The organism is Pengzhenrongella sicca, from assembly GCF_017569225.1.
Lineage (GTDB): Bacteria > Actinomycetota > Actinomycetes > Actinomycetales > Cellulomonadaceae > Pengzhenrongella > Pengzhenrongella sicca.
The window spans coordinates 2,499,338-2,522,499 of record NZ_CP071868.1; the positions used below are offsets into that span (position 1 = coordinate 2,499,338).

At 70.4% G+C, this 23,162-nt stretch carries 22 protein-coding genes; 1 reads left to right on the plus strand and 21 read right to left on the minus strand.

Annotation, left to right across the window (positions count from 1 at the left end; all coding sequences use genetic code 11):
- Positions 1-15: 15 nt before the first annotated feature.
- Positions 16-297, minus strand: a complete 282-nt coding sequence (locus tag J4E96_RS11400) for a DUF4287 domain-containing protein (RefSeq protein WP_227422230.1) — start codon at positions 295-297, stop codon at positions 16-18.
- 144 nt (positions 298-441) lie between these two features.
- On the opposite strand from J4E96_RS11400, the gene J4E96_RS11405 reads away from it, so the two are divergent.
- Entirely contained in the window at positions 442-1,356 is a 915-nt protein-coding gene (locus J4E96_RS11405; RefSeq protein WP_227422231.1) for an NAD(P)-dependent oxidoreductase, read from the plus strand.
- A 29-nt stretch (positions 1,357-1,385) separates the two neighbouring features.
- Here the strand turns inward: J4E96_RS11405 and J4E96_RS11410 are convergent, their stop codons facing one another.
- The 20 genes from J4E96_RS11410 to alaS all read right to left on the minus strand — a co-directional run bounded on the left by J4E96_RS11410 (position 1,386) and on the right by alaS (position 23,127).
- Complete coding sequence (locus J4E96_RS11410) at positions 1,386-1,982, minus strand: gamma carbonic anhydrase family protein (protein ID WP_227422232.1); 597 nt, start codon at positions 1,980-1,982, stop codon at positions 1,386-1,388.
- Entirely contained in the window at positions 1,979-2,350 is a 372-nt protein-coding gene (locus J4E96_RS11415) for a cupin domain-containing protein (protein ID WP_227422233.1), read from the minus strand. The genes J4E96_RS11410 and J4E96_RS11415 overlap by 4 nt, the downstream gene beginning before the upstream one ends.
- A 151-nt stretch (positions 2,351-2,501) precedes the next feature.
- A complete protein-coding gene (locus J4E96_RS11420) occupies positions 2,502-3,665 on the minus strand; it encodes a GDSL-type esterase/lipase family protein (protein ID WP_227422234.1) in 1,164 nt (387 codons plus the stop codon).
- Positions 3,662-4,252 carry a TetR/AcrR family transcriptional regulator gene (locus tag J4E96_RS11425; RefSeq protein ID WP_227422235.1) on the minus strand — a complete coding sequence of 197 codons (591 nt, stop codon included), beginning with the start codon at positions 4,250-4,252 and terminating at the stop codon, positions 3,662-3,664. Before J4E96_RS11425 ends, J4E96_RS11420 begins: the two co-directional genes overlap by 4 nt.
- 57 nt (positions 4,253-4,309) lie before the next feature.
- Positions 4,310-5,503, minus strand: coding sequence for a chorismate synthase (aroC, locus tag J4E96_RS11430; protein WP_227422236.1), 1,194 nt, complete (start codon positions 5,501-5,503; stop codon positions 4,310-4,312).
- 39 nt (positions 5,504-5,542) lie between these two features.
- The gene (locus J4E96_RS11435; protein ID WP_227422237.1) at positions 5,543-6,301 is read right to left on the minus strand and encodes a hypothetical protein; all 759 of its coding nucleotides are present in this window, start codon (positions 6,299-6,301) and stop codon (positions 5,543-5,545) included.
- 1 nt (position 6,302) lies between these two features.
- Positions 6,303-6,974, minus strand: coding sequence for a PilN domain-containing protein (locus J4E96_RS11440; RefSeq protein WP_227422238.1), 672 nt, complete (start codon positions 6,972-6,974; stop codon positions 6,303-6,305).
- On the minus strand, positions 6,971-8,032 hold the full coding sequence (gene pilM, locus J4E96_RS11445; RefSeq protein ID WP_227422239.1) for a type IV pilus assembly protein PilM: 1,062 nt from the start codon (positions 8,030-8,032) through the stop codon (positions 6,971-6,973). Before pilM ends, J4E96_RS11440 begins: the two co-directional genes overlap by 4 nt.
- A gap of 79 nt (positions 8,033-8,111) precedes the next feature.
- On the minus strand, positions 8,112-8,882 hold the full coding sequence (locus J4E96_RS11450) for a prepilin peptidase (protein WP_227422240.1): 771 nt from the start codon (positions 8,880-8,882) through the stop codon (positions 8,112-8,114).
- Positions 8,879-10,246: a hypothetical protein gene (locus tag J4E96_RS11455; RefSeq protein ID WP_227422241.1), complete on the minus strand. Its 1,368-nt coding sequence runs from the start codon at positions 10,244-10,246 to the stop codon at positions 8,879-8,881. The genes J4E96_RS11450 and J4E96_RS11455 overlap by 4 nt, the downstream gene beginning before the upstream one ends.
- Positions 10,247-10,910: 664 nt before the next feature.
- Complete coding sequence (locus tag J4E96_RS11460) at positions 10,911-11,348, minus strand: type IV pilus modification PilV family protein (RefSeq protein WP_227422242.1); 438 nt, start codon at positions 11,346-11,348, stop codon at positions 10,911-10,913.
- A 51-nt stretch (positions 11,349-11,399) separates the two neighbouring features.
- Complete coding sequence (locus tag J4E96_RS20325) at positions 11,400-11,930, minus strand: prepilin-type N-terminal cleavage/methylation domain-containing protein (protein WP_319637674.1); 531 nt, start codon at positions 11,928-11,930, stop codon at positions 11,400-11,402.
- Positions 11,931-12,066: 136 nt separating this feature from the next.
- Complete coding sequence (locus J4E96_RS11470) at positions 12,067-13,296, minus strand: type II secretion system F family protein (RefSeq protein ID WP_227425738.1); 1,230 nt, start codon at positions 13,294-13,296, stop codon at positions 12,067-12,069.
- The gene (locus J4E96_RS11475) at positions 13,296-14,666 is read right to left on the minus strand and encodes a type IV pilus twitching motility protein PilT (RefSeq protein WP_319637675.1); all 1,371 of its coding nucleotides are present in this window, start codon (positions 14,664-14,666) and stop codon (positions 13,296-13,298) included. The genes J4E96_RS11470 and J4E96_RS11475 overlap by 1 nt, the downstream gene beginning before the upstream one ends.
- A 170-nt stretch (positions 14,667-14,836) precedes the next feature.
- A complete protein-coding gene (locus J4E96_RS11480; RefSeq protein ID WP_227422243.1) occupies positions 14,837-16,507 on the minus strand; it encodes a GspE/PulE family protein in 1,671 nt (556 codons plus the stop codon).
- Positions 16,508-16,610: 103 nt separating this feature from the next.
- On the minus strand, positions 16,611-17,624 hold the full coding sequence (locus J4E96_RS11485) for a hypothetical protein (RefSeq protein WP_227422244.1): 1,014 nt from the start codon (positions 17,622-17,624) through the stop codon (positions 16,611-16,613).
- 129 nt (positions 17,625-17,753) lie between these two features.
- Positions 17,754-18,680: a shikimate dehydrogenase gene (locus J4E96_RS11490; RefSeq protein ID WP_264466148.1), complete on the minus strand. Its 927-nt coding sequence runs from the start codon at positions 18,678-18,680 to the stop codon at positions 17,754-17,756.
- 44 nt (positions 18,681-18,724) lie between these two features.
- A complete protein-coding gene (mltG, locus tag J4E96_RS11495; RefSeq protein ID WP_227422245.1) occupies positions 18,725-19,861 on the minus strand; it encodes an endolytic transglycosylase MltG in 1,137 nt (378 codons plus the stop codon).
- Positions 19,862-19,935: 74 nt separating this feature from the next.
- Positions 19,936-20,448 carry a Holliday junction resolvase RuvX gene (gene ruvX, locus J4E96_RS11500; protein WP_227422246.1) on the minus strand — a complete coding sequence of 171 codons (513 nt, stop codon included), beginning with the start codon at positions 20,446-20,448 and terminating at the stop codon, positions 19,936-19,938.
- A complete protein-coding gene (alaS, locus tag J4E96_RS11505) occupies positions 20,449-23,127 on the minus strand; it encodes an alanine--tRNA ligase (protein WP_227422247.1) in 2,679 nt (892 codons plus the stop codon).
- Positions 23,128-23,162: the final 35 nt, after the last annotated feature.

Below are 23,162 nucleotides of genomic sequence, written 5' to 3' on the forward strand. Positions count from 1 at the left end.
GGGCGGGACGAGCGCCTATCGGGCCGCGATGCCGTCCAGTCGAAGCTCGAGGCTCTCGTCGCGGTGACTCCCCGCCGAGCCGACGTGCTTGACCGGCGCCGTCGGGCCGTTCTTGAGCACCCCGTACAGCGCCATCGCGTGGCCACGGCCGACGTCGTACTCGTCCTTGAGCCAGGCGAGGAACTCCGTCGCCTTCGTCTCCGGGCCGTAGCCGCGACCTGCGGCCTCGTCGAGGAGCTGTTGCGGCGTACGACCCGTCTTCGTCTCGATCGCGTCGAGGTAGGCCTGATAAGACACGGGGAGCCTCTCGTCTGAGTTCACGTCACCACATCGTTCACGTCACCACATCGTCGGCGCTCGGTGCCGACCGATCAAGAGGGCGTCGGTTGTGAGAGCCGACCACGAACGGGCTGCGCGGCCGGCTGGGCTAGCGTGCGCGGGATGAGCCTGCCGCCTGACCTGCCCCGCCCCCACGCCGTCGGCTTCGTCGGGCTGGGGGTCATGGGCGCCCCGATGGCCGGGCACATCCTGCGGGCCGGCCACCGGCTGCACGTGACCGCGCGCCGGCCGGAGTCCGCCGCCGCGCTCGTCGGCGCCGGGGCCACGTGGCACCCGACCGCACGGGAGCTCGCGGGCCGGGTCGACGTCGTCGTCCTCATGCTGCCCGACCTGCCCGACATCGAGGCGCTCCTGGCCGGCGCCGAAGGCCTCCTCGCGGGCGTCGCCGAGCCGCTGCGGGTCGTGATCAGCTCGACGGTGTCGCCCGCGGGCGTCCGGGCGCTCGACGCGCGGGTCCGGGCCGAGACGGGCGGGCTCGCGCGCCTCGTCGACGCGCCCGTGAGCGGCGGCGAGGAGGGCGCGGTCGCGGGCACGCTCTCGGTGATGGTGGGCGGGCAGGCCGACGACGTCGCGCCCGCCCTCGCCGTGCTCGCGGCCACCGGCCGGGCCGTCCACCTCGGGCCGCTCGGGGCGGGGCAGGTCGCCAAGGCATGCAACCAGCTCATCGTCGCGGCGACCGTCCTCGCGCTCGGGGAGGCATCGGTCATCGCCGAGCGCGCCGGGCTCGACGTCGCCGCGATGCTCGACCTGCTCGGCGGCGGGTACGCGGCGAGCCGCATCCTCGAGGTGAAGAAGACGCGCTTCGCCGAGCACGACCACAGCCCGTCCGGCCCGGCGAAGTTCATGGTCAAGGACCTGCGATTCGCCGCCGACGAGGCGCGCCTGACCGGCACGGCGACCCCGCAGCTCGACGTGCTCCGGGACGTCTTCACCGCCCTGACCGCGGCGGGCCTCGGCGACCAGGACACCGCCGTCGTGCAGGCCTACCTGGAGGGCCTGACCCGGCGGGAGAGCTGACCACGGGGCCGAGCGGACTCTCGGGGCGGCTACTCGTCGATGACGGTGTCGCGGGTGTGCTCGCCGTAGAAGGCTGACTGGCGGCGCATGAGCTCGCGCATCGAGACGTCCGGCCCGACCCCGTACACGGTGCCGCCGAAGTCGAGCGTGCGCTGGATCGCCCAGATCTCGTCGTGCCGGTCGGGCGGCAGGATGCTCGCCGGGTCGCCGACCGCGACCCACCCGATCGGAACGACCGCTCCCGCGGGAACCACCGTGTTGACCTGCACGACGCCGTTGATCCTCACCTCGGCGCCGGCCCCGATCCGGCTCCCCGGGAACAGCGACGCCCCAGTCGCGATGAAGGCCTCGTCGCCGACGGTGGCGCCGTTCACGTGCGCGTGCGGACCGACCATGACAGCCGAGCCGTTGACTGCCGGGTGGCCCGCGCGGCCGCGGACGAGGGCCTGCTCCATGATCACGGTGTCCGCCCCGATGGTCACCCAGCCGTCCTCGGCGGTGACGACGGCGCCGTGCAGCACCCGCGCGCCCGCTCCGACGCGCACGTCGCCGACGAGCACGGCCGTCGGCGCGATGTACGCCGAGGGGTCGATCGACGGGTCCTGGTCGCGGTGGCGGACTCTCACGGTGCATCGAGTTCGCGCAGCTGCGAGGTCAGGTCGCCGCCGGCGTCCCCGGTGTTGACCGTCCCCTGGGGCTCGATGAGGAGCGCCTGCACCTCGGCTGTAGCTCTCGGACAATGCTCGACGCCCCGTGGCACCACGAACACATCCTGGGGCCCGAGCACCACATCGCGGTCGCGAAGCTGGATCGTCAGCTCTCCGCTGAGCACCAGGAACAGCTCGTCGGTGTCGGGGTGCGTGTGCCACACGAACTCGCCCAGGATCTTGACGACCTTGAGGTCGTAGTCGTTGATGCTCGTCAGCCGGTGGGGCTGCCAGTGCTCGGTCATGCTCGAGAGGGCGGTCAGCACGTTACGCACGTCGTCGCTCATGAGGTGAACGGTAGCGAACCACCGGTCGCGACCCGCCGAAGTAGTCCATCCGCGGTGAGGCAGTCCTTCCTGACGGACTACTTCACCGCGGAAGGACTACTTCGCCGAGGAAGGACGACCTCGCCGCAACCGGCGCCGTCGAAGACCCCGCTCAGCGCGCTCCGAACGGTCCGTCCGTCGCGAACGCATAGGCGGCGAAGCGCTCGCCGATGAGGCGGTGGGTGGCGGTGTCGGGGTGCAGCGCGTCCGAGAGCGGCAGCGCGACGGCGTCCGCCTCGCCGTACAGGGCGGTCCCGTCCAGGTAGTGCAGGTTCGGGTCGTCGGCCCGGCGCTCGACGAGCGACGCCATCGCCTCGCGGATGACCCGCAGGGTGAGGCTGCCCTGCGCCTGGTCCTCGCTGCGGCCGGTGGCGATGAACCGCACGCGGCCGGCGGCGAGCTCCGCCGGGTCGAACGCGCCCGGCCCGGGCGTGTCCTCGTGGATGCCGCAGAACAGGGGTGAGATGAGCACCAGCGGCGTCGTCGGGTGACCGTCGCGGATGGTGTCGAGGAAGCCGTGGATCGCGGGCACGAAAGCGCGGAGCCGCATCAGGTCGAGGTTCACCACGTTGATCCCGAGCGCGACGCTGATCAGGTTGGCCGGGGCGTCCCGGATCACGCGCGCGAGGAACGGGTCGACGAGCGCGGAGCCCCCGAAGCCGAGGTTGCGCAGCTCGACGCCGCCCTGGAGCGCGGCGACGGCCGGCCAGATCTGGGTCGGCGTGCTCGCGTTCGAGCCGTGGCTGATCGAGCTGCCGTGGTGGATCCAGGCCGGGCGGGTCGGCTCGACCGGGCGGACCGGTGCGTCCGTGCGCAGCTCGATCAGCTCGATGGACTCGTTGTGGGGCAGCCAGAGCTCGACCCGCTTCTCGCCCGCGGGCAGCCCGCGGAATCTCGTCGCGTACGCGGGGCCGGGATGGAACGCCGTCGCGCCGGTCTGGAGGTTGGCCTCAACGGCGTCGCCGCCCACGAGCAGGTCGCTCGCGACGAACGCGCCGTCGACCACCAGGTCGATGCTCCCCCGCGGCCGGTCCACGCCCACGTAGGTGAGCCGGGAGGGGTGCGAGACGAGCTCGATCGTGCGGGCCGCCGTCGACAGCACGAGGCGGACCCCGGAGGGCTGCCCCTCCATCATCAGCAGCTGCGGGTCCGGGTACTGGGCGCGCACCCAGGCCGGCAGACGGTGCGGGCGCAGCCCCCGGGCGGTGAGCTCCACCTCGGCGGCGCCGTGGAGCATCGGCGCGGTGAGGGGGGTCGTGATCGGCGTTGTTGTCATGGCTGGATCCTGTCGGGAGAGTCGGTCGGCCACACCAGCAGGAGGGCGTCGAGCGCGTCGAGGGCGCGTCGCCAGGAGTCCTCGGGGCCAGGTTGGCTGTGGTCGAAGCTGCCGATGCGTTCCAGGGTGAGGAAGCCGTTGATCGTGGCGCCGATCAGGCGGGTGGCGTGCACCTGCTCCCCCGGCGGCAGGCCGTAGCCCAGCAGCACGGCGTCGGTCAGCGCGACGAAGGTGCGCGCTGCGCCGGACTCGACGGCGGCAGGTCCGGCTCGCCGTTCGAGCGACTGCCAGCGGCCGGGCGAGGCCTGCGCGAACTCGCGGTGCGCCTGCGCGAAGCCGTGCAGCGCGAGCCGCCCCGAGCGCCCGGCGATCGCCACTGCGACGCGGTCGGACAGCTCGGCGAGCGCGAGCGCGGTAATGCCGTCCAGCAGTGCCGCGCGGTCGCGGACGTGCGAGTACAGGCTGGGGGTCTGGACGCCGAGGCGGCGCGCGACCGCCGACAGCGTCACGCCGTCGAAGCCTGCCTCGTCGGCCAGGTCCGCGGCGCCGGCGATGATCGCCGCGGCGGAGAGAGATATGCGGGCCATAGGCACAAGCCTATACCCATTAGGTGCCTACCTATGACAGCCAGGGCTTGCCGTTGGCTAGCGCTGCAGCTCCGGGATCGCCGCGAGGTACGCCCGCACGTTACGGGCCACCTCGCCGACCGAGTCCCCGCCGAACTTCTCCAGCAGCGCCTGTGCGAGCACGAGCGCAACCATGGCCTCGGCGACGACGGCGGCGGGCGGCACCGCGCACACGTCCGACCGCTGGTGCTGGGCCGTGGCCGGCTCCCCGCTCGCCGTGTCGACCGTCGCGAGCGCGTGCGGCACGGTCGAGATCGGCTTCATCGCGGCGCGGACCCGCAGGATCTCGCCGTTGGACATGCCGCCCTCGATGCCGCCCGCGCGGTTGGACCGGCGGCGGATCTGGCCGCTTGCGCCGTCGCGCTCCATCTCGTCATGCGCGGCCGAGCCGCGGCGCGTCGCGGTGCGGAAGCCGTCGCCGACCTCGACGCCCTTGATCGCCTGGATGCCCATGAGCGCCCCGGCCAGCTGCGCGTCGAGCCGCCGATCCGCGTGCACGTAGCTCCCGATCCCCGACGGCAGGCCGTAGGCGAGCACCTCGACGACCCCACCCAGGGTGTCCCCCGCCTTCTGGCAGTCGTCGATCTCGGCGACCATCGCGGCCGACGTCGCGGCGTGGGCGCAGCGCACCGGGTCGGCATCGAGGAAGATCGCGTCCTCGGGCAACGGCAGGTCGGCGCCGTCGGGCACGGCGACGGGGCCGATCGCGACGACGTGCGAGACGAGCCGGATGCCAGCGACCTGCTCGAGGAAGGCCGCCGCGACGGTGCCGAGTGCCACCCGCGTGGCGGTCTCGCGGGCCGACGCGCGCTCGAGCACGGGCCGGGCGTCGTCGAAGGCGTACTTGCGCATCCCGACGAGGTCGGCGTGCCCGGGCCGCGGCCGGGTCAGCGGCGCGTTGCGCGCCCGGTTGAGCAGCACGGGGTCGGCGACCGGGTCGGCCGACATCACGTCGACCCACTTGGGCCACTCGGAGTTGCCGATCTCGATCGCGATCGGTCCGCCCTGGGTCAGCCCGAGGCGGACGCCGCCGAGGATGCGCACGGCGTCTTGCTCGAACTTCATCCGCGCGCCGCGCCCGTACCCGAGCCGGCGGCGCGCGAGGGCGTCCTGAACGTCCGTGGAGGTGATGGCGACGCCGGAGGGGAGCCCCTCAAGGATCCCGACCAACGCCTCACCGTGCGATTCACCTGCGGTTAGCCAACGAAGCATGGGGGGATCATTTCACGTGATCGGGCCGCGGCCCGACCGCTACTCCGTCGCGAGGAAGGGGTTCTTACCCGGTACGGCCGCCGGCAGCGGGCTTGTGTTTTCGGCGATGGGGGCCGCCGTGGGGTTAGTGAGGACATAGGCGAAGCCCGTGATGATGATTTCCTGGTCGCCCGCCTGGACCTCGGGCCGCCCGCCGCCGGCCGCCGCGGCTTCGAGGGCCCTAGCTCCCAGACCGCCGACCAGGAAGAGTCGCGCCGACGCCTGCTGGACGTCATCGAGGAACGCGAGCGTGTTCGCGTACGAGCCCTGAACTGTGATGGAGAGCGGTATTGCAACCAGTCCCTCGATCGCCGCGGGAACAGGGGCCTCCGTCGTGGTCGCAGTCTCGGCAGATGTGTCCGTCGACGCGGCCTCGGTGGGCGCGACCGGCTCCGCGACGACGGGCGCCACCACGGACACTGCCGCCGACGGCGACAGTGCCGTGATGGCCACCTCGTTGGCTGCCGCCGTGTCGCTGAGGTCCCGGACCAGGGCGGCCAGCGCAGCGCCGGTCGGAATCTCCTCCTGAAGCTTGGTCAGCTCCGCCTTGAGCTCGGGCAACTGATCGAACTGCACCTTGAGCGCCGTGATCGCCGACTCGAGCGCCACATTGCTTTGACGGGTCGTCTCGGCCTGCGCGCGGGAATCTGACGCGGCGGCCAGATTCGGCGAGATCGCGAGCAGCCACGCGGCGGCGAAGATCACCAGCGCGACGAAGACCGCCCCGCCGATCCAGGTACTTCTATTCGTTCCGCCCATGTCAGCTCGCCCCTTCGGCTGTAAAGCGATTCGCTAGTGCGGCATCGGTGAACTGCACCGTGACGCTGACCGCGTACGAGGACTCGCCGGACTCGCTGGCAGTGAGTGTCGCGCCGGTGAACCACGCATCCGCAAAGCCCGGGATCGAGTCGAGGGCGTCGAGCCACGCGGCGGTGTCGGGCTGCGACGGGGTCGACCCCGTGAACGTGATCTGGCCGACGCTCTGACCTTGGAGTGGGTCCGCCGGGACAGGAGCGGCCTCCATCGCTGTTGCCCCCGTCACCTGGTAGGACTCGATCCTGACGTCGGTGGGCAGGACGGCCGTGATTGCGTCGAGGTAGCCCTTCCAGAGGACTTCGGTGGACATGGCGAGCTGGCGGGCTGCTTTGGCGGTCCCGAGCGACGAGAGCACCTGGGGCACCTCGGCGTAGGTCTGCTGTTCAGCCGTGAGCCGCGCAGTGTCGTCCCGCGCGGTCGCGAGCTCCGCGGCGGCCGTCGAGGCGGTCATTGCGCTGAGCCCGAAGCCGGTTGCGCACACCGCGAGCACCAGCACGAGGCTGATCGCGAGGTTGCGCTTGACGCCGCGCAGCGTCCGCGCCGCGCGGATCTCGGGCGGCAGCAGGTTGACCTGCGGGTAGGCCGGGGCCATGGCCGCCGCCTCGCGCGCCTTCACGCCGCAACCCCGTACGCGAGGCCGATCGGCATCGCAAGCACCGACGAGCGTGGGACGAGCAGGTCTGGCCGGGCCGTCTTCGCGATCGTGAGGGACGCGAGCGGGTCGCCGGTCGTGACCCGCAGCCGGGTCGCGCTGGCGAGGTACTGCCCGAAGCCGAGGAGCTGCGAGCCGCCACCGGTCAGCACCGCGACATCGATCCCCGCGCCCGGGTTGTTCCCCGAGTAGTAGACAAACGTGTTGCGGATCGCCTCGATCAGCGGCTGCACCACGGAGCTGATCGCGTCCGCCGAGGCGACGTCCTCCACGGTGCTGGCCAGCCCGACGCCGACCTCCCGCTTGAGGTTCTCGGCCTCGAGGCCGGAGATGCCCATAGCGACGGCGACGGCGTCCGTGATGTTCTGGCCGCCGAACGGCAGCATGCGGATGAACTTCGGGATGCCGTGGTCCACGATGACGACGTGGGTGATCCTGGCGCCCACCTCGACGAGCGCGACCGTCTGCTCGGCGAGCTCCCCCCTGCACAGCGCACGCTGGAGGGCGAACGGGCTGAGATCGACCAGCCGCGGGCGCAGCCCGGCGGCAAGCACGGCGAGGACGTTCGCCTGGACGGTGTCCTTGGTCGCCGCGACCAGCATGCCCTGGAGCAGGCGACCGGTCTGGCCGGTCGACTCTCCCGTCGGGTAGTAGTCGAGCAGCGCCTCGTCCGTCGACATCGGGATCAGCTCTTCGACCTGGAACGGCAGGGACTCGTTGATCTGCTGGCGGGGCACCCACGGCAGCTCGAGCGCCCGGACGACCACGCGCTGGTTCCCCACGCCGATGTTGACGTCCCGCGAGGTGAACTTCGCCTGCGCCCAGAGCTCGCGCAGCGCCGCGCCGACGACCGCCGTGTCCTCGACCTCCCCGTCACGCACCGCGCCGAGCGGCAGCGCCACCTCGCCGTAGCGCGTCAGGGTGGGCGTCTGCCGTCCGCCCGAACCGCCGCCGAACACCAGCTCGGCGGCACGAACCTGCGTCGTGCCGATGTCGAGACCGATGACTACTGCCTTGGCCACGGAGGATCCTTGTCTGAGTCGAGTGCTGTGCGTCTAGTGGTGTTATCGGGACGCGCGGGCCGCGCCTTGAGTTCTCGGGCTACAGGACCAGATCGAGGTACCCGGTCCAGATCGCGCCACCGAAGCCGATCCCGATTGCGGCGCCGAGCAGCATCCACGGTCCGAACGGAATCCCGCTCTTGCGGTTCGCCCGGCCGCTGAGCAGCAGCCCGACCGAGAAGACCCCGCCGAGCAGGAAGGCGGCGAACCCGCCGACCGCGAGCTCGCCCCAGCCGAGCCACGCGAGTGCGGCGCCCAGCAGGCCGGCGAGCTTGACGTCCCCGAACCCCATCCCGGCCGGATAGGCGACGACGAGCAGGAAGTAGGCCGCCCAGAGCACGACCCCGCCGATCAGCGCCCGCAGGAGCGCGGGCCAGTCACCGGATCCCCAGCTCGCAACGGCTAGCAGCACGGCGAGCACGGGGTACGACGGCAGCACGATCGCATCGGGCAGGCGGCGCGTGTCGAAGTCGATGAGCGCCAAGCAGACGCCGATCGCCGCGAGGTACAGGTACGCGAGGGCCGCTGCGGAGACGCCGAACCGGAGCGCGACGAGGGCGAACAGCACTGCGGTGCCGAGCTCGACGAGCGGGTACCGCGGCGAGATCGCCGCGCGGCAGTCCCGGCAGCGGCCGCGCAGGTTCAGCCATGACAGCACCGGCACGTTGTCCCGGCGCCGGATTTCATGCCCACACGCGGGGCACGCGCTCGGCGGGCGCACGATCGACTCCGCGCGCGGCACCCGCCAGACCACGACGTTGAGGAAGGATCCGATGACCAGACCCACCGCGAAAAGGAATGCAACGATCACGGAGCCGCAACCTCGCGCTCAAGGGTCCAAGTGGCAGCAGCCGCAGTTGCAACGGGGCCACCCACGGAGCCGTACAGCGGGACGGAGCGGTACGTCAGGTCGAGGCTATTGATGTTCTGCGCCGAGGAACCAGTGATGTACAGCTGGCCGAAAAGGTTGACAGTGCCGCTGAAATTCACGATCGGCGCCTGGATGAAGCTGGTGAGCAGCGAGGCCGAGTTCACCGTTCCATTGAAAGTGAAGGTCGAGGACGCTCCAGTTCCGATCAAGTAGAAAGTGTGAGCCGCTGAACTGGTGAAGCTCAGGCTAGTCGCGGTGATGTTTGAGCTCGTGAGCAGCACCGCATCCCGAGTGAACGCGAGGGTCCCGGCGTTCTGGAAGTTGATGTCGCAGGTGGTCGTCAACAGCACTTTCGCCGTGCCCGCGTTGAGATAGTTCTTCACCCAGGTGCCGCGGTCGTCGGCGGAACCCGTGCATGGCACGGCGACCGCTGAACCGTAGCCCGCGTCCGTCCAGCCCTGGAGCTGTGCCGCCGCCATCCCGAAGACGACCGGAGCTGAGATCGTCGGAGCAGGCAGCCCGCTCTGGTTCGCGTAGCAGCGGTTCGCTGCCGTGCAACCCGGCGCCCAGGTGACGCTGCTCGCGGCCCTGATATTTCCCCCGACGGTGATCGCCTGGTTCGAGTTCTGCCCGATATTCATCGAGCCCCCGGATGACGTGAGGTTGCCGCCGATCGTTCCGCCGTTCTGCGCCGTCATGTCTCCAGTAATCCAGACGTCGCCCGTCACTTGGCAGGACGGGCCGTCAAACCGCAGGCCACCGCCAGCAATCCAGAGGCCCGCGGTAGACGCACCGCCGTTGCAGTTCAGGCTGTATGTCTGGTTCGTGGTTGACTCGATCGCGACAACGGCACTGCTCCCGGTGACGTTCAACCGAGGTATCTGGCTCGTCAGATTCCTGCCGTAGAAGACGTAGGCGGCGGTCGCGGCCGGTGTTGTTCCGGCCGTGAGCGTGAGCGTGGAGCGCAGCGCCCGGCGGACGACCTTTGCACCCTTGGTCACTGTGCCAGTCGAGGTCACCAGGATCGTGCAACCGGCAGGAGCGGATGTCGTCGTCGTGACCATCTGGACCGCGTAGGCGGAGACGTTCGGGCTGCTCGTCAGCGCTCCCGAAAGGGTCGTGGTGCCAGCGGCCGGACAAGCCGTCGCGGCGCTGAGCTGGGCCTGGGCCTGCGCCATGCCGGCACCGGCCGCCCCGATGGCTTGGGTGCCGTCCCTCAGCGAGATTGAGCGCACGACAGTCGGGAGTGTGATCGCGGCCGTACCGAGAACGACTGCACCCGCAAGGAGAACGACGGCGATCACGAGCGGCAGGGCGAAGCCCTCGTCCGATCGAGACCCCGCCCGAGCGCGACGACGGAAAGCTAGCATGGCGAGGTACCTCCCACAGGAACGGGCGACGCAGTCGTGATTCGATCGTCATAACTACCGGCTTTGTCCGTCGCCACGGCCAGGTCCAGCGAAAGAACCGCACGAGCGGCGAACGACGCGCCTCCCGACGGCGACGGGGCGGTCGCTGCCGTGAGGACGAAGGGCGCGGTCACTCCCGCTCGCACGTTGGCGCTCCGGACGGACCACACAGTCGGTCGAGCCGCACCAGCCACCCAGTTCTGGCTCAGGAGCCCGGTGCTTCCCAGCTTCCATGCGTAGCACCGCGTCACACCCGAGTCCGGGATCGTAAGCACGACGCAGGTCCCGGAGGCTTGGCTCGTCGAGCAGGTTGCGTCCGAAACCCAGACAAACGTTGCGGCCCGGCTTTGGTCGTCCAACCGCTCGATGGAGGTTCTCGCCTGATTGGTCGCCTGATCCGCGAGCCGTGCGGACTTCTGGCCTCGAAACACGCCGGTGACCATACTGAGGATCAAGAAGGTGACCATCGACATCAGCGCCATCGCGACCAGCAGTTCGACAAGGGTGACCCCTGAGTCGTCACCGAGTCCGCGTGCCGCCCGATGAAAACGACGCGACCTCATGGTGCCCAGATCCTCGTCTGCGTGACGATGCTGCGAGCGGCCGCCTGGGCCGTCCACGTCACGGTCACGGTCACGGGATAGACGCCAAAGCCGTCCACGCTCCCGCGGACTGCGGACACGAGGTAGGTGCCGCTGCCACGCGTGCATTTCACAGTCTGGAACAAGCCCACCGCAGGAACGCACGCTCCCGTCGCTGCGAGAGTCGCCGCCCCCGCGCCCGTGTTGGCCTTCACGACGGCGAGCGATCCGCGAAGCAGGTCACTCCGCTGGCTGGCGAGCTCCGCCGCAACAGCCTGCTTGCGCGCGTTCGCCTGCGCGCGGGCTACCGAGATGGTGAGCGTACCGAGCCCTGCGGCCACGATCGCGAGGATAAGCAGCGAGACCATTACCTCGACAAGCGTGAAGCCGCCGTCGTGAGCGCGGCGGACCCCCATACGCAGTGATCGCATGAGGGTCCGCCGTCTCGTCAAGGCTGAATTGAAAGGTCAGGAACCGAAGGCACCGGTCGGCTTTGCCCCACACGCCACGGCGGTGAGTCCGGTGTTGGTCACGGATGCAATCCTCGAGTTGTTGGTGACCTGAACGCAGTACTGGGAACCGTCCGCAGTGATCCACGCCGCGTTGAAGGTTGAACCGGCGCTGAGGCGAGGAGTGATCGTCTCAGCCAGCCCGCCCGCTGTGATCGTTGTCGCTGTATATGCCGGCGACGTGCCCGTGAAGGCAAGAGCCGTGACACTTCCCTGCGACGCCGAACTGATCAGATCGGTCGAGATCGCCGTTGCATCCGACTGAGCGGAGGCGGTGTACGCCTTGTTTCTCTGGTTGAGGTACACCGGAATGGCGATCGCTGCGAGAATACCGATGATAATGATGACGACGAGAAGTTCGATGAGCGTGAAGCCCTTGTCCTTCTTTGCCATTGCCTGATGAATTCGAGCCATCATGTCGTGCTCCTGTTCGAGTCGAGAAGAAGTTGCGACCTTGCCGCGTTCAATCGTCGACCTGATAGCCGACATCTGGGTACAGGCAGTACATCGGCCAGTCGTACCCAGGACTTTAGGTGAGAGAACGAGCCATCTTGGGCTCCCGTCCCGCAGATATGACGCATTAGGGACATACCGGTCCAACCACTATGGCTCGTGATGACACGGCCTACTGGACCAGATCGAAAACCGCAAAGATCGGCAGGTACATCGCCACGATCATCGCCCCGATGATGGAGCCGATACCGACGATCATGAGGGGTTCGATGAGGCTAGTGAGCGCGTCGGTGGTCGCCTCAACCTCCTCGTCGTAGAACTCGGCAATCTTCTCGAGCATGGTGTCAAGCGCCCCGGTGTCCTCGCCGACTGCCATCATCTGCACGACCATCGGCGGGAAGACGGGGTGCTTCGAGAGCGGGCCGGTGAGTGACTCGCCTCGTCGTACGGAGTCCTGGACTGCCTTCGATGCCTTCTCGATCACGAGGTTGCCGCTCGTCTCCCCCACAATGTCGAGGGCCTGAAGGATCGGGACGCCGGCGTGAATCATCGTGCCGAAGTTCCGCGTGAATCGCGAGACCGCAATTTTCTGAAAGAGACTGCCGAACACCGGGAGCCTGAGCTTGATCGGGTCGAGCCGCTCGCGGACCGAGCGATCGTTCTTGTGCTTCGACCACCAGCTGTTGAAGGCGAGGAACGCAATCACCAGCGGAACGATCGTCCACTTGAGCGACTGCGACATCCACATCAGGATGCGCGTCGGCAGCGGCAGCACTCCGCCGAGCGTGTCGAACATGTCCGCGAACACCGGCACGATGAACAGGAGCATCCCGATGATCGCGAGGATCGCGATCATCAGGACGACGACCGGGTAGGTCGCCGCCGACTTGATCTTGCCGCGCAGCTTGACCTCGGACTCGTAGTTCTCCGCCACCGAGATGAGCACCTGGTCGAGGAAGCCACCGACCTCGCCCGCCTTCACCATGTTGATCATCAGCGGCGGGAAGACGTCGGGGTGACGAGCCAGTGCCGCCGAGAACGACGTCCCGGTCTCGACGTCGCTGCGGACCTGGCCGAGGGTCTTCGCGAGCGGCTTGGACTCCGTCTGGTCGGTGAGGATCGACAGCGCCCGCAGCAGCGAGAGCCCCGCGTCGATCATGGTCGCGAGTTGGCGCGACATCACCGACAGGTGCTTGAGCGTGATCTTGTCGCCGAAGCCGGGGATCGTGATCTCGCGCTTCAAGCCGCTGGTCTGCACCTCGGCGATGGACACCGGCGCGAGACCCATCGTCTTGAGCCGGTTGGCGACGGCCGCCTGGGTCCCCGCCTCGATGCGGCCGGTGACGAGCTTGCCGGCGCGATTGCGCACCGCATACTCGTAGGTTTTGGCGACCTCGGCCATCAGTACCCCATCCCGTTCAGCCCGCCCATGGCGTCGTTCATGCCCGGCGCGTTCATCCCCTGAGCGTTCAGGCCCTGCATCCCTGCCCCGCCCTTGGAGCCGCCGGCGGACCGGCCGACCAGGCGGTTGAAGTCCTCGACGTGCTGGCACTTCTCGAGAGCGTCCTCGTAGGAGGTCTTGCCGGACTTGACGAGCTCGGCGAGGTGCTGGTCCATCGTGTGCATCCCGTGCTGGGCGCCGGCCTGCATGGCCGAGTAGATCTGGTGCGTCTTGCCCTCGCGGATCAGGTTGCGGATCGCGGGCGTGGCGATGAGCACCTCGGTGGCCACGACCCGGCCCGGCCGGTCCGCCCGCTTGCAGAGCGACTGACAGACGATGGACTGCAGCGCTCCGGCAAGCTGGGTGCGCACCTGCGCCTGCTGGTGGCTCGGGAACACGTCGATGATGCGGTCGATCGTCTGCGCCGCGTCCTGGGTGTGCAGCGTCGCGAACACCAGGTGGCCGGTCTCGGCGGCGGTGATCGCCGCGGAGATGGTCTCGAGGTCGCGCAGCTCGCCGATCAGGATGATGTCCGGGTCCTGCCGCAGCACGTGCTTCAGCGCGCTGGCGAACGAGTGGGTGTCCGACCCGACCTCGCGCTGGTTGATCAGCGACTTCTTGTGCTTGTGCAGAAACTCGATCGGGTCCTCGACGGTCATGATGTGGCCGGAGCGGGTGCGGTTCGCGAGGTCGACGATCGCCGCGAGTGTCGTGGACTTGCCGGACCCGGTCGACCCGGTCACCAGCACGAGCCCGCGCGGCAGGCCGGCGAACGTCGCCACGACCGGCGGGACGCCGAGCTCCTCGAGCGGCCGGATGTCGTACGGGATCACGCGGAACGCCGCGCCGATCGATTCGCGCTGCTGGTACAGGTTCACCCGGAAGCGGGCCACGCCGCGCAGCGAGTACGCGAAGTCGAACTCCAGCTCGGCCTCGAACGCCTCCCGCTGGCGTTGAGTGAGGATCCCGTAGATGCTGCGCTGCAGCGCCCCGGGTATTAGCGTGGCGAAGCCGCTGAGCGGGCTGAGTTCGCCGTTGAGGCGCAGCATCGGCACCGAGCCAGCGGTCAGGTGCAGGTCGGAGGCTCCGGCCTGGACCATCACCCGCAGGGCCGCGTCAAGGTCGAGGTCGCCCTCCTCGGCACCCGCGCTCATCCCGACTCGCGCGGTACGTTCGCGCGCGGCTGGGGCCACCGGGGTGCGTTCCCGCATCGCCGGAGGCGCCGGGCTCGGCACGGGCGGCGGCGTGCTCTCGAGCGCGTACGTCGTCGGCATCTGGTGCACCGGCGCCGGCCGTTCGGGTTGGTAGGCCCCCTGGAACTGCTCGCTCACGGTTCCCTCTCCACGTCGTCAGGCCCGCGCGTCGGGCCGCCGCGGCACGTCACGGAGCGCAAGAGTGCTCCCGTGCCGGATCCGCTCTGCACTACCTATCGACCGACGGCACACCCGGCTTGAGGACTCCGCGCCGATCACTCACGCCCAAACACGTCAGTACCGGCGCGTCAGTTGACGACGCGCAGCACCTCTTCGATCGAGGTCTGGCCGAGCAGCACCTTGCGCCACCCGTCCTCGCGCAGCGGGATCATGCCCTGCTCGCGGGCGGTGCGGGCGATCTCGGCGCTCGAGGAGTGCGCGACCGCGTGCCGCTCGATGTCCTCCGTGACCCGCATGACCTCGTGCAGCGCCATCCGCCCGCGGTACCCCGTCTTCGAGCACGCGACGCACCCGACGGCCGAGTAGAGGATCGGCAGATCCTCGCCCGGCTCCCAGAGAAATCGAGCCGAGATCAGCTCGGCCTCCGTCGGCACGTACGGCTCCTTGCACTTGTCGCACAGCCGGCGCGCGAGGCGCTGGGCGACGACCGACTCCAGGGCGGACCCGACCAGGAACGGCTCGATCCCCATCTCGACCAGCCGGGTGATGGCGCTCGGCGCATCGTTCGTGTGCAGGGTCGAGAGCACGAGGTGGCCGGTCAGCGCCGCCTCGATCGCGATCTGGGCGGTCTCGTGGTCGCGGATCTCGCCCAGCAGCACGACGTCAGGGTCGCAGCGCAGGATCGAGCGCAGCGCGCTCGCGAACGTGAGCCCGGCCTTGGGGTTGACCTGCACCTGGTTGATGCCCGGGAGCCGGTACTCGACCGGGTCCTCGACCGTGATGACGTTGATCTCCGGCCGCGAGACGGCGTTGAGGGTCGCGTAGAGGGTCGTCGACTTGCCGGACCCCGTAGGGCCGGTGACGAGGATCATGCCGTAGGGCTTGCTGTACGACGACTCGAAGGACTCGAAGTTGTGGTCGAGGAACGACAGCTCGCGCAGGTTCAGGCTCGCGGAGGTGTTGTCCAGGATCCGCATGACGATCTTCTCGCCCCACACGGTCGGGAGAGTCGCCACGCGCAGGTCGATCTTGCGGCCCTGGTGGACGACGGACATGCGACCGTCCTGCGGCTTGCGCCGCTCGGAGATGTCGATGTCGCTCATGATCTTGATACGGGAGATCACGCCGCCCTGGATCTGCTTGGGCGCGCGCTGCGTCTCGTGCAGCACGCCGTCGATCCGGTACCGCACGCGCAGGTCGGTCTCGGCCGGCTCGATGTGGATGTCGGAGGCACGGTCGGTGATCGCCTGCGTGACCAGGAGGTTGACGAACCGGACGATGGGGGCGTCGTCGTCGACGAACTCCCCGACGCTCGCGATGTCGGGGTCGGACTGGATCGCATCCTCGAAGGCCGCGGAGAGGTTCTCCATCTCGCCGTCGGAGCGGCAGTAGCGGTCGATCGCGCGCGTGAGGTTGTCGTGGGTGGCGACCACCGTCCGCACGCGCATGCCGGACATGGTGCGCACGTCGTCGACGGCGACGACGTTGCCCGGGTTCGCGGTCGCGAGCAGAAGCATGCCGCTCTCGATCGCGATCGGCAGCACCACGTGTCGCCGGCAGAGCGAGGCGGGCACCATGGCGACGGCCAGCCGGTCGACGGCGTACTCGTCCAGGTCGATGAAGTCCATGCCGACCTGGCTGGCCAGCGACTGCACCAGCTGGGCCTCCGTGAGCACGCCGATCTCGACCAGGGTGCGCCCGAGCGACGAGCCGCGCGACTTCTGCTCGTCGAGGGCGACGACCAGCTGCGCCTGGGTGACCAGTCCCTCGTCCAGGAGGATCTCGCCGAGTCTCTTCATTTCGTGTCCTCCGGGGCTGACGCGGGTTGCTCTCTCTACTTCGACATCGCGCGGTGCGGACCTGAGCCGAAACGACCCCGGAGTTGGTGCCCGCCGCCGTGCCCTAGCTCGGCTGCAAGTGCACGAAGCCGATGTCGGCGCGCGCCACGGCCACCGGGCCGCGATCGGCGACCCGGATCTGGAAGAACTTCGCGTCGGGGACCGTCACCCGGAAGCCGAAGGTGCACGTCCCGACGTAGCCGCCACCGGCCTGTTGCTCGACCCCGGATGAGGTGCCGGCCGCCAGCGCGCCGGTGCCGACCACCCAGCCGCGCTCGTCGTAGATCGTGACGTTCGCGCCGACCTTGAGGTCCCGGTCGGCGCCGGTGATCTGGCAGGCCCCCGTCGCGGGGTCGACCGTGAGCGTGGACGACGCGTCCCCGTCCACATGCCAGCCGCCGACGGCGACGCTGCCGGCCACGTCGACGTACTGGACGGCGGCTGCGGCCTCCTGGTCGACGGCGGCGCTCGCCGCGACCTGCGCACGTTCCGTGACGGCCGCGACCCGCGCGACCTCCGCGTCCGCAGCGACCCGGGTCACCTCGGCCGCGGTCGCGGCCTTCGCCGCCTCTGCCTTCGCCGCCACGGCCGCCTCGGCGACCGCCTTCGCCGCGGCCTGCGCCGCGACGCGATCCGCCTCAGCCTTCTTCGCGGTGCGCACCTGCTTCGCGCCGCTCGCGACGATCGCGTTCTCGACCACACGGCTGGTGCGGGTGACCTTCGCCGACGTCGCGACGATCTGCTCGGGCGTCCCGTTGGCGATCGCCGCCCGCAGCCCCGCGAGGGCGAGCGTCAGCTGCGTCCGAATCGACTCGTTGGCCAGTCCGGCCGAGGCGTCCAAGGTGGCGGTGCCCGCGTCGGCCAGCGCCGTGCCGGCGTCGGCCGCGGTCTGAGCGGCCTCGGCCTCTGTGTCACCTACCTGCCCGGCGGCGATTGACGCCCGCGTGGCCTCGGCGCTGAGTGCCGTGCTTGCACGGTCGGCGTCCACGGACCGGACGACTCCGGCCGCCGCGACACCTCCGACGACGAGCACCGCCACCGCCGCAGCGAGGACGACGCGTCCGCGCGTGAACTCCATGCGTCCTTGCACCTGCCTCACCGTGTGCCGTGCGTGTGCCGTGCGTGTATCTCGCGTGGTCGACGGTCTCGATTCGCCGCCGGGTCACCCATCCCATCGGCCGCCAGACCCACAACTTTACCGGTGCGTCTACCGGTGCACGGACCGCGCCCCGAGCACGCCCGCCATGGCCTCGACCGGCGCGACCAGGCCCGTCATCAGCCGGACCTGCTCGGCGGCCTGGTGCAGCAGCATCCGGTCCCCGCCGACGACCACTCCCCCAGCCCGCGCCCACGCGCTCGACAGCGCCGTCGGGAACGGGTCGTACACGACGTCGAGCAGCACCCCGTGCGGTCCGTCGCCGCCGGCCGCTCGGCTGGCTATGCCGGCCGCTCGGCTGGCGACGGCGGCGCCCAGCCCCGCCGCGACGTCGTCGGCGGCGTGCGCGGGCAGGGTCGAGACGACGAGGTCCGCTGCGCCGAACTCGTCCGCGGCGGCCGCGAGCGGCGCGTACCGCGGCTCGACGCCCATGCGGTGCGCGGCGCGCATGAGGGACCCGATCCGGCCCATCGACCGGACGTAGACCACCGGGGTCGTGCAGCCGAGCTGCGCGAGCGCGGCGAGGCAGGACGCGGCGGTCGCGCCGGCACCGAGCACCGCGGCGGTCCGGTCGGCGGGCGCGCCCGCCGGCCCGTCACCCGGCCGCCGACCGCGCGGCCGATCGCGCAACCCCTCCTGCAGGGCCGTGACGATCCCGTACACGTCCGTGTTCGCGCCGACGAGGACCGGCCCGCCCGCGACGCCCGTGCCGGCGCCCGCCTGCACGAGGACGGTGTTCACCGCGCCCACGACGTCGGCGAGCGGCTCGACGTGGTCGAGCAGCGGCAGCACCGTCTGCTTGAGCGGCATCGTCAGGCTCAGGCCGGCCCAGGCGTCATCGAGCCCGGCGAGGAACGCCGGCAGCGCGTCGGCGGTGACGTCGACGGCGTCGTACCGCCACCCCTCCAGGCCGAGCGCCGCGTACGCCGCCCGGTGCAGCGCGGGCGAGAGCGAGTGCGCGATGGGGTGGCCGAGCACTGCCGCCCGGCGACCCAAAGACACTGCCGCGCTGCGGCCCCCCGTCACCCGTTCGCCGCGAGCCAGTCCTGGTACTGCTGCTTCCCGACCAGGAACTCGTCGTAGTTGTCGGTGAACAGCGTCTCGCCGGTGTCGAGGTTGACGGTGATGAAGTAGGTCCACTCGCCCTCGGCGGGGTTCATCGCGGCCTGGATCGTGGCCTCGCCCGGGTTGCCGATCGGGGTCGGCGGCAGCCCGAGGATCTGGCGGGAGTTGTACGGGTTGTCCGCCGCGAGGTCCTCGGCCGTCAGGTCGATCGCGGCCTTGCCGAGGCCGTAGGCGTTGATCGTGTCCATGCCGAGCGGGATCTGCCGCGTCAGTCGGTTCTCGATCACGCGCGCCACCTTCGAGTACTCCTCGGGCGCGCTGACCTCCTTCTCGGCGATCGACGCGATGATCAGGACGCGTTCGCGCTGATCGACCGGGACGGCGGCGGCGTCGAGCACCGAGACGGTCTTCGCGACCATCTGGGCGAGCACCGTCGCGGCGGTGGCGTCGGGCTCGACCGAGTAGGTCGCGGGGAACAGCCAGCCCTCGATCTGGCCGGCCGCCTCTGCGGGCAGGCCGATCGCGGGGTCGGCCGCAGCGGCCGCGAGGTCGGCGACGGGGATCGTGGTGATCGCCGAGACCCGCTCGTAGACCTGCGTGGCGGTCTGCCCCTCGGGGACGGTCACCTTGTAGGAGACGCGGCGCGCCGGGTCGAGCAGGGCGACGACGGCGTCGCTCGCCTTCATCTCGAGCAGCAGCTCGTAGGTTCCGGGCTGGATCGAGGGCGCGTCGAGGTTCGCGGTGTAGGCGTCCGTGAAGGCCTTCTGCGTCCCGACGATGCCTGCCTCGACAAGCGCGGCGCCGATCGCCGTGCCGGTGTCGCCGGAGTTGACGGTGATCTGCGCGGAGCCGTGCCCCGGGCCGGGGTAGTCCGCGATCGTCTCCGTCGAGCTGTCGCCCGAGAAGATCGGCGCCAGGAAGCCGACGACGAACCAGCCGGCCCCGACGACGAGCGCCAGCGCGACCACGACGGCGACCGCGCTGCGACGCCGCTTGCGGCGCCGGGCGGCGCGCTTGGCGGCGTGCTCGGAGGCGCGCGACCGGACGGGGGCAGCATGGAGCTCGGGCGCGCCGGCGAGGAAGATCTCACTCACGGCCGTCGTCCCTCCACCGTCCACCGCCGGCCAGTTCATGGCCGCCGGTCCATCCGATTCGTCGTGTGCCACGTTCACCGTTCCGTCGTCATGCGTTCGCCATCAGGGCCCACCCGGGGGGCCTCGGGTGGATCGACGTCGACCCGCTCGCCCGCCCGTGCGCCCGATGCGCGTTCCGCGTCGAGCGCCGACTGCAAGATCACCACGGCCGCCGCCTGGTCGATGACCGTGCGATGGGTTCGCTCGGACCGTCCGGACGCGTGCAGCGCCTGATGTGCGCTTACGGTACTCATTCGTTCGTCGATCAACCACACCGACACGGGTGTCACCGCCGACGCCAACGCCCCAGCGTAAGCACGCGCAGCACCCGACGCCGCCCCTTCGGCCCCCGAAAGGTGGATCGGGAGCCCGACGTACACCGCCGCCGCACCACGTTCACGCACTTCGCGCACAACTGCGGCGAGCGAGCGAGCCCGGGCCAGGGTCGCCACCGGAGTCGCGATCAGCCCGTCCGGGTCGCTGACCGCGAGGCCGACGCGCACCGATCCGACGTCGACGCCGAGCCGCGGCCCGCGCTCGACGGGCACCTAGGCCCCGACCTCGGTCGCGATCCCGGCGAGCGCCGCACCCAGCGCGCCGGCGTCGCTGCCGCCGCCCTGGGCCATGTCGTCCTTGCCGCCGCCGCCGCCGCCGAGCACCTTCGACGCGGTGCGCACGAGCGCCCCGGCCTTGGCGCCGGCCGCCCGCGCCGCGGCGTTCGTCACGACCACCACGAGCGGGCGGTCGTTGCTCACCCCGCCGATCGCGACCACCGTCGGGGCGGACTCGCCCAGCCGCGCCCGCACGTCGAGCGCGAGCGCCCGCAGGTCGTCCGCCGAGGCGACGGACCCGGCGTCGTGCACGACGACGCGGGTTCCGTTCGCCGCCGACGTCGCGCCGTCCGCAAGGCCGGCCGCCGCGCCGAGCAGCTTCGCCTGGTTCATCGCGGCGAGCTGCTTCTCCGCGTCGCGCAGGCGCGACACGAGCGAGCTGACGCGCTCGGGCAGCTCGTCCGTGCGCACGTTGAGCAGACCCGTCAGCTGGCCGACGAGCGCGTGCTCCTTCGCCTGGAAGCCGTACGCGCCGTCGCCGACGAGGGCGTCGAGCCGGCGCACGCCGGAGCCGATCGAGCCCTCGCCCAGCAGGGTGACCAGGCCGAGCTGGCCCGACCGCTTGACGTGCGTGCCGGCGCACAGCTCGCGCGACCAGTCGCCGCCGATCGAGACCACGCGCACCCGGTCGCCGTACTTCTCGCCGAACAGCGCCATCGCGCCCGACGCGCGGGCGGCGTCGATCGACATGGTCTGCTCGGTGACCTCGAGGTCCTCGGCGAGCTGCGTGTTGACGCGCTCCTCGATCTCGCTGAGCGCGCCCGTCGGCAGGCCGGCGCCGTACCGGAAGTCGAACCGGACGCGGCTCGGCGCGTTCTCGGACCCGGCCTGCGTCGCGGTCTCCCCCAGCGCCTCGCGCAGCGCCTTGTGCACCATGTGCGTGGCGGAGTGCGCGCGGCTGATCGCCTTGCGGCGCTCGCCGTCGATGGTGCCGGTGCCGGCGTCGCCGACGGTGATCGTGCCGTCGATGAGGCGGCCGCGGTGCACGGACATGCCCTTGATGGGCGCCTGCACGTCGTCGACCTCGACCGTCGCGCCCGAGTCGAGCTGGATGAGGCCCTGGTCGGCGAGCTGGCCGCCGGCCTCGGCGTAGAACGGCGTGCGGTCGAGCACGATCTCGACGTCCGCGGGCGCGGTCGCGGCCGGCGCGGGCACGCCGTCAACAAGCAGCGCCTCGATGCGCACGCGCGCGGTCTGGTCGGTGTACCCGAGAAACTCGACCGGCGCGGCGAGGTCGCGCTGCAGCGCCTGGTATGCGCTCGCGTCGACGTTGCCGGTCTTCTTCGCGAGGGCATCGGCCCGCGCGCGCTGACGCTGGGTCTGCATGAGGGCGCGGAACGCCTTCTCGTCGACCGCGACGCCCTGCTCGGCCGCCATCTCCAGGGTCAGGTCGATCGGGAAACCGTACGTGTCGTGCAGCGTGAACGCCTGCTCGCCGGTGAGCTTGGGCGCCGTCGGGGACGCCGCCTTGACGCCGGCGACCGCGGTGTCGAGGATCGTCGTGCCCGCGGCGAGGGTGCGGCGGAACGCCTCCTCCTCCGCGTACGCGATGCGGCTGATCCGCTCGAAGTTGGCCCCGACCTCGGGGTAGGAGCTCTGCATCGCGTCGCGCGAGACCGGGAACAGGTCGCCGAACGTGCGCTGCTCGACGCCGAGCAGGCGCATCGAGCGGACGGTGCGGCGCAGCAGCCGGCGCAGCACGTACCCGCGGCCCTCGTTCGAGGGCGTGACGCCGTCGCTGATGAGCATGAGCGCGGACCGCACGTGGTCGGCGACCACGCGCATGCGGACGTCGTCGTCGTGGTTCGCGCCGTAGGTGCGGCCCGAGATCTTCTGCGCGGCCAGGATGACCGGGAAGACCTCGTCGATCTCGTACATGTTGTCGACGCCCTGGAGCAGGAACGCGACGCGCTCGAGGCCCATGCCGGTGTCGATGTTCTTCTGGGCGAGCTCGCGGACCACGCGGAAGTCCGTCTTGGACGTCACCTGGTCGATCGCGTACTGCATGAAGACCAGGTTCCAGATCTCGATGTACCGGTCCTCGTCGGCGATCGGGCCGCCCTCGAGGCCGTACTTCGGGCCGCGGTCGATGTAGATCTCCGAGCACGGGCCGGCCGGGCCGGGCTGGCCCGTGTGCCAGTAGTTGTCCTTCTTGTCGCGGCTCTGGATGCGCTCGTCCGGCAGGCCCGCGATCGACTTCCAGAGCTGGCGCGCCTCGTCGTCGTCCTCGTAGACCGTGACCCAGACGATCTCGGGGTCGAAGCCGTAGCCGCCGTCGGCCTGCGGGGTAGTGATCAGCTCCCACGCGAAGCGGATCGCCCCCTCCTTGAAGTAGTCGCCGAAGGAGAAGTTGCCGTTCATCTGGAAGAACGTGCCGTGCCGCGTGGTCTTGCCGACCTCTTCGATGTCGGAGGTGCGCACGCACTTCTGCACGCTTGTCGCGCGCTTCCACGGGGGCGTCCGCTCGCCGACCATGTACGGGATGAACGGAACCATGCCGGCGACAGTGAACAGCAACGAGGGGTCCTCGGAGATCAGCGACGCCGACGGCACGACGGTGTGCCCGCGGCTCGAGAAGAAGTCGAGCCAACGCTGGCGGATCTCGGCGGTACGCATGTCTACCTCAGGGTCGGTCGGGTACTGATCGGAAC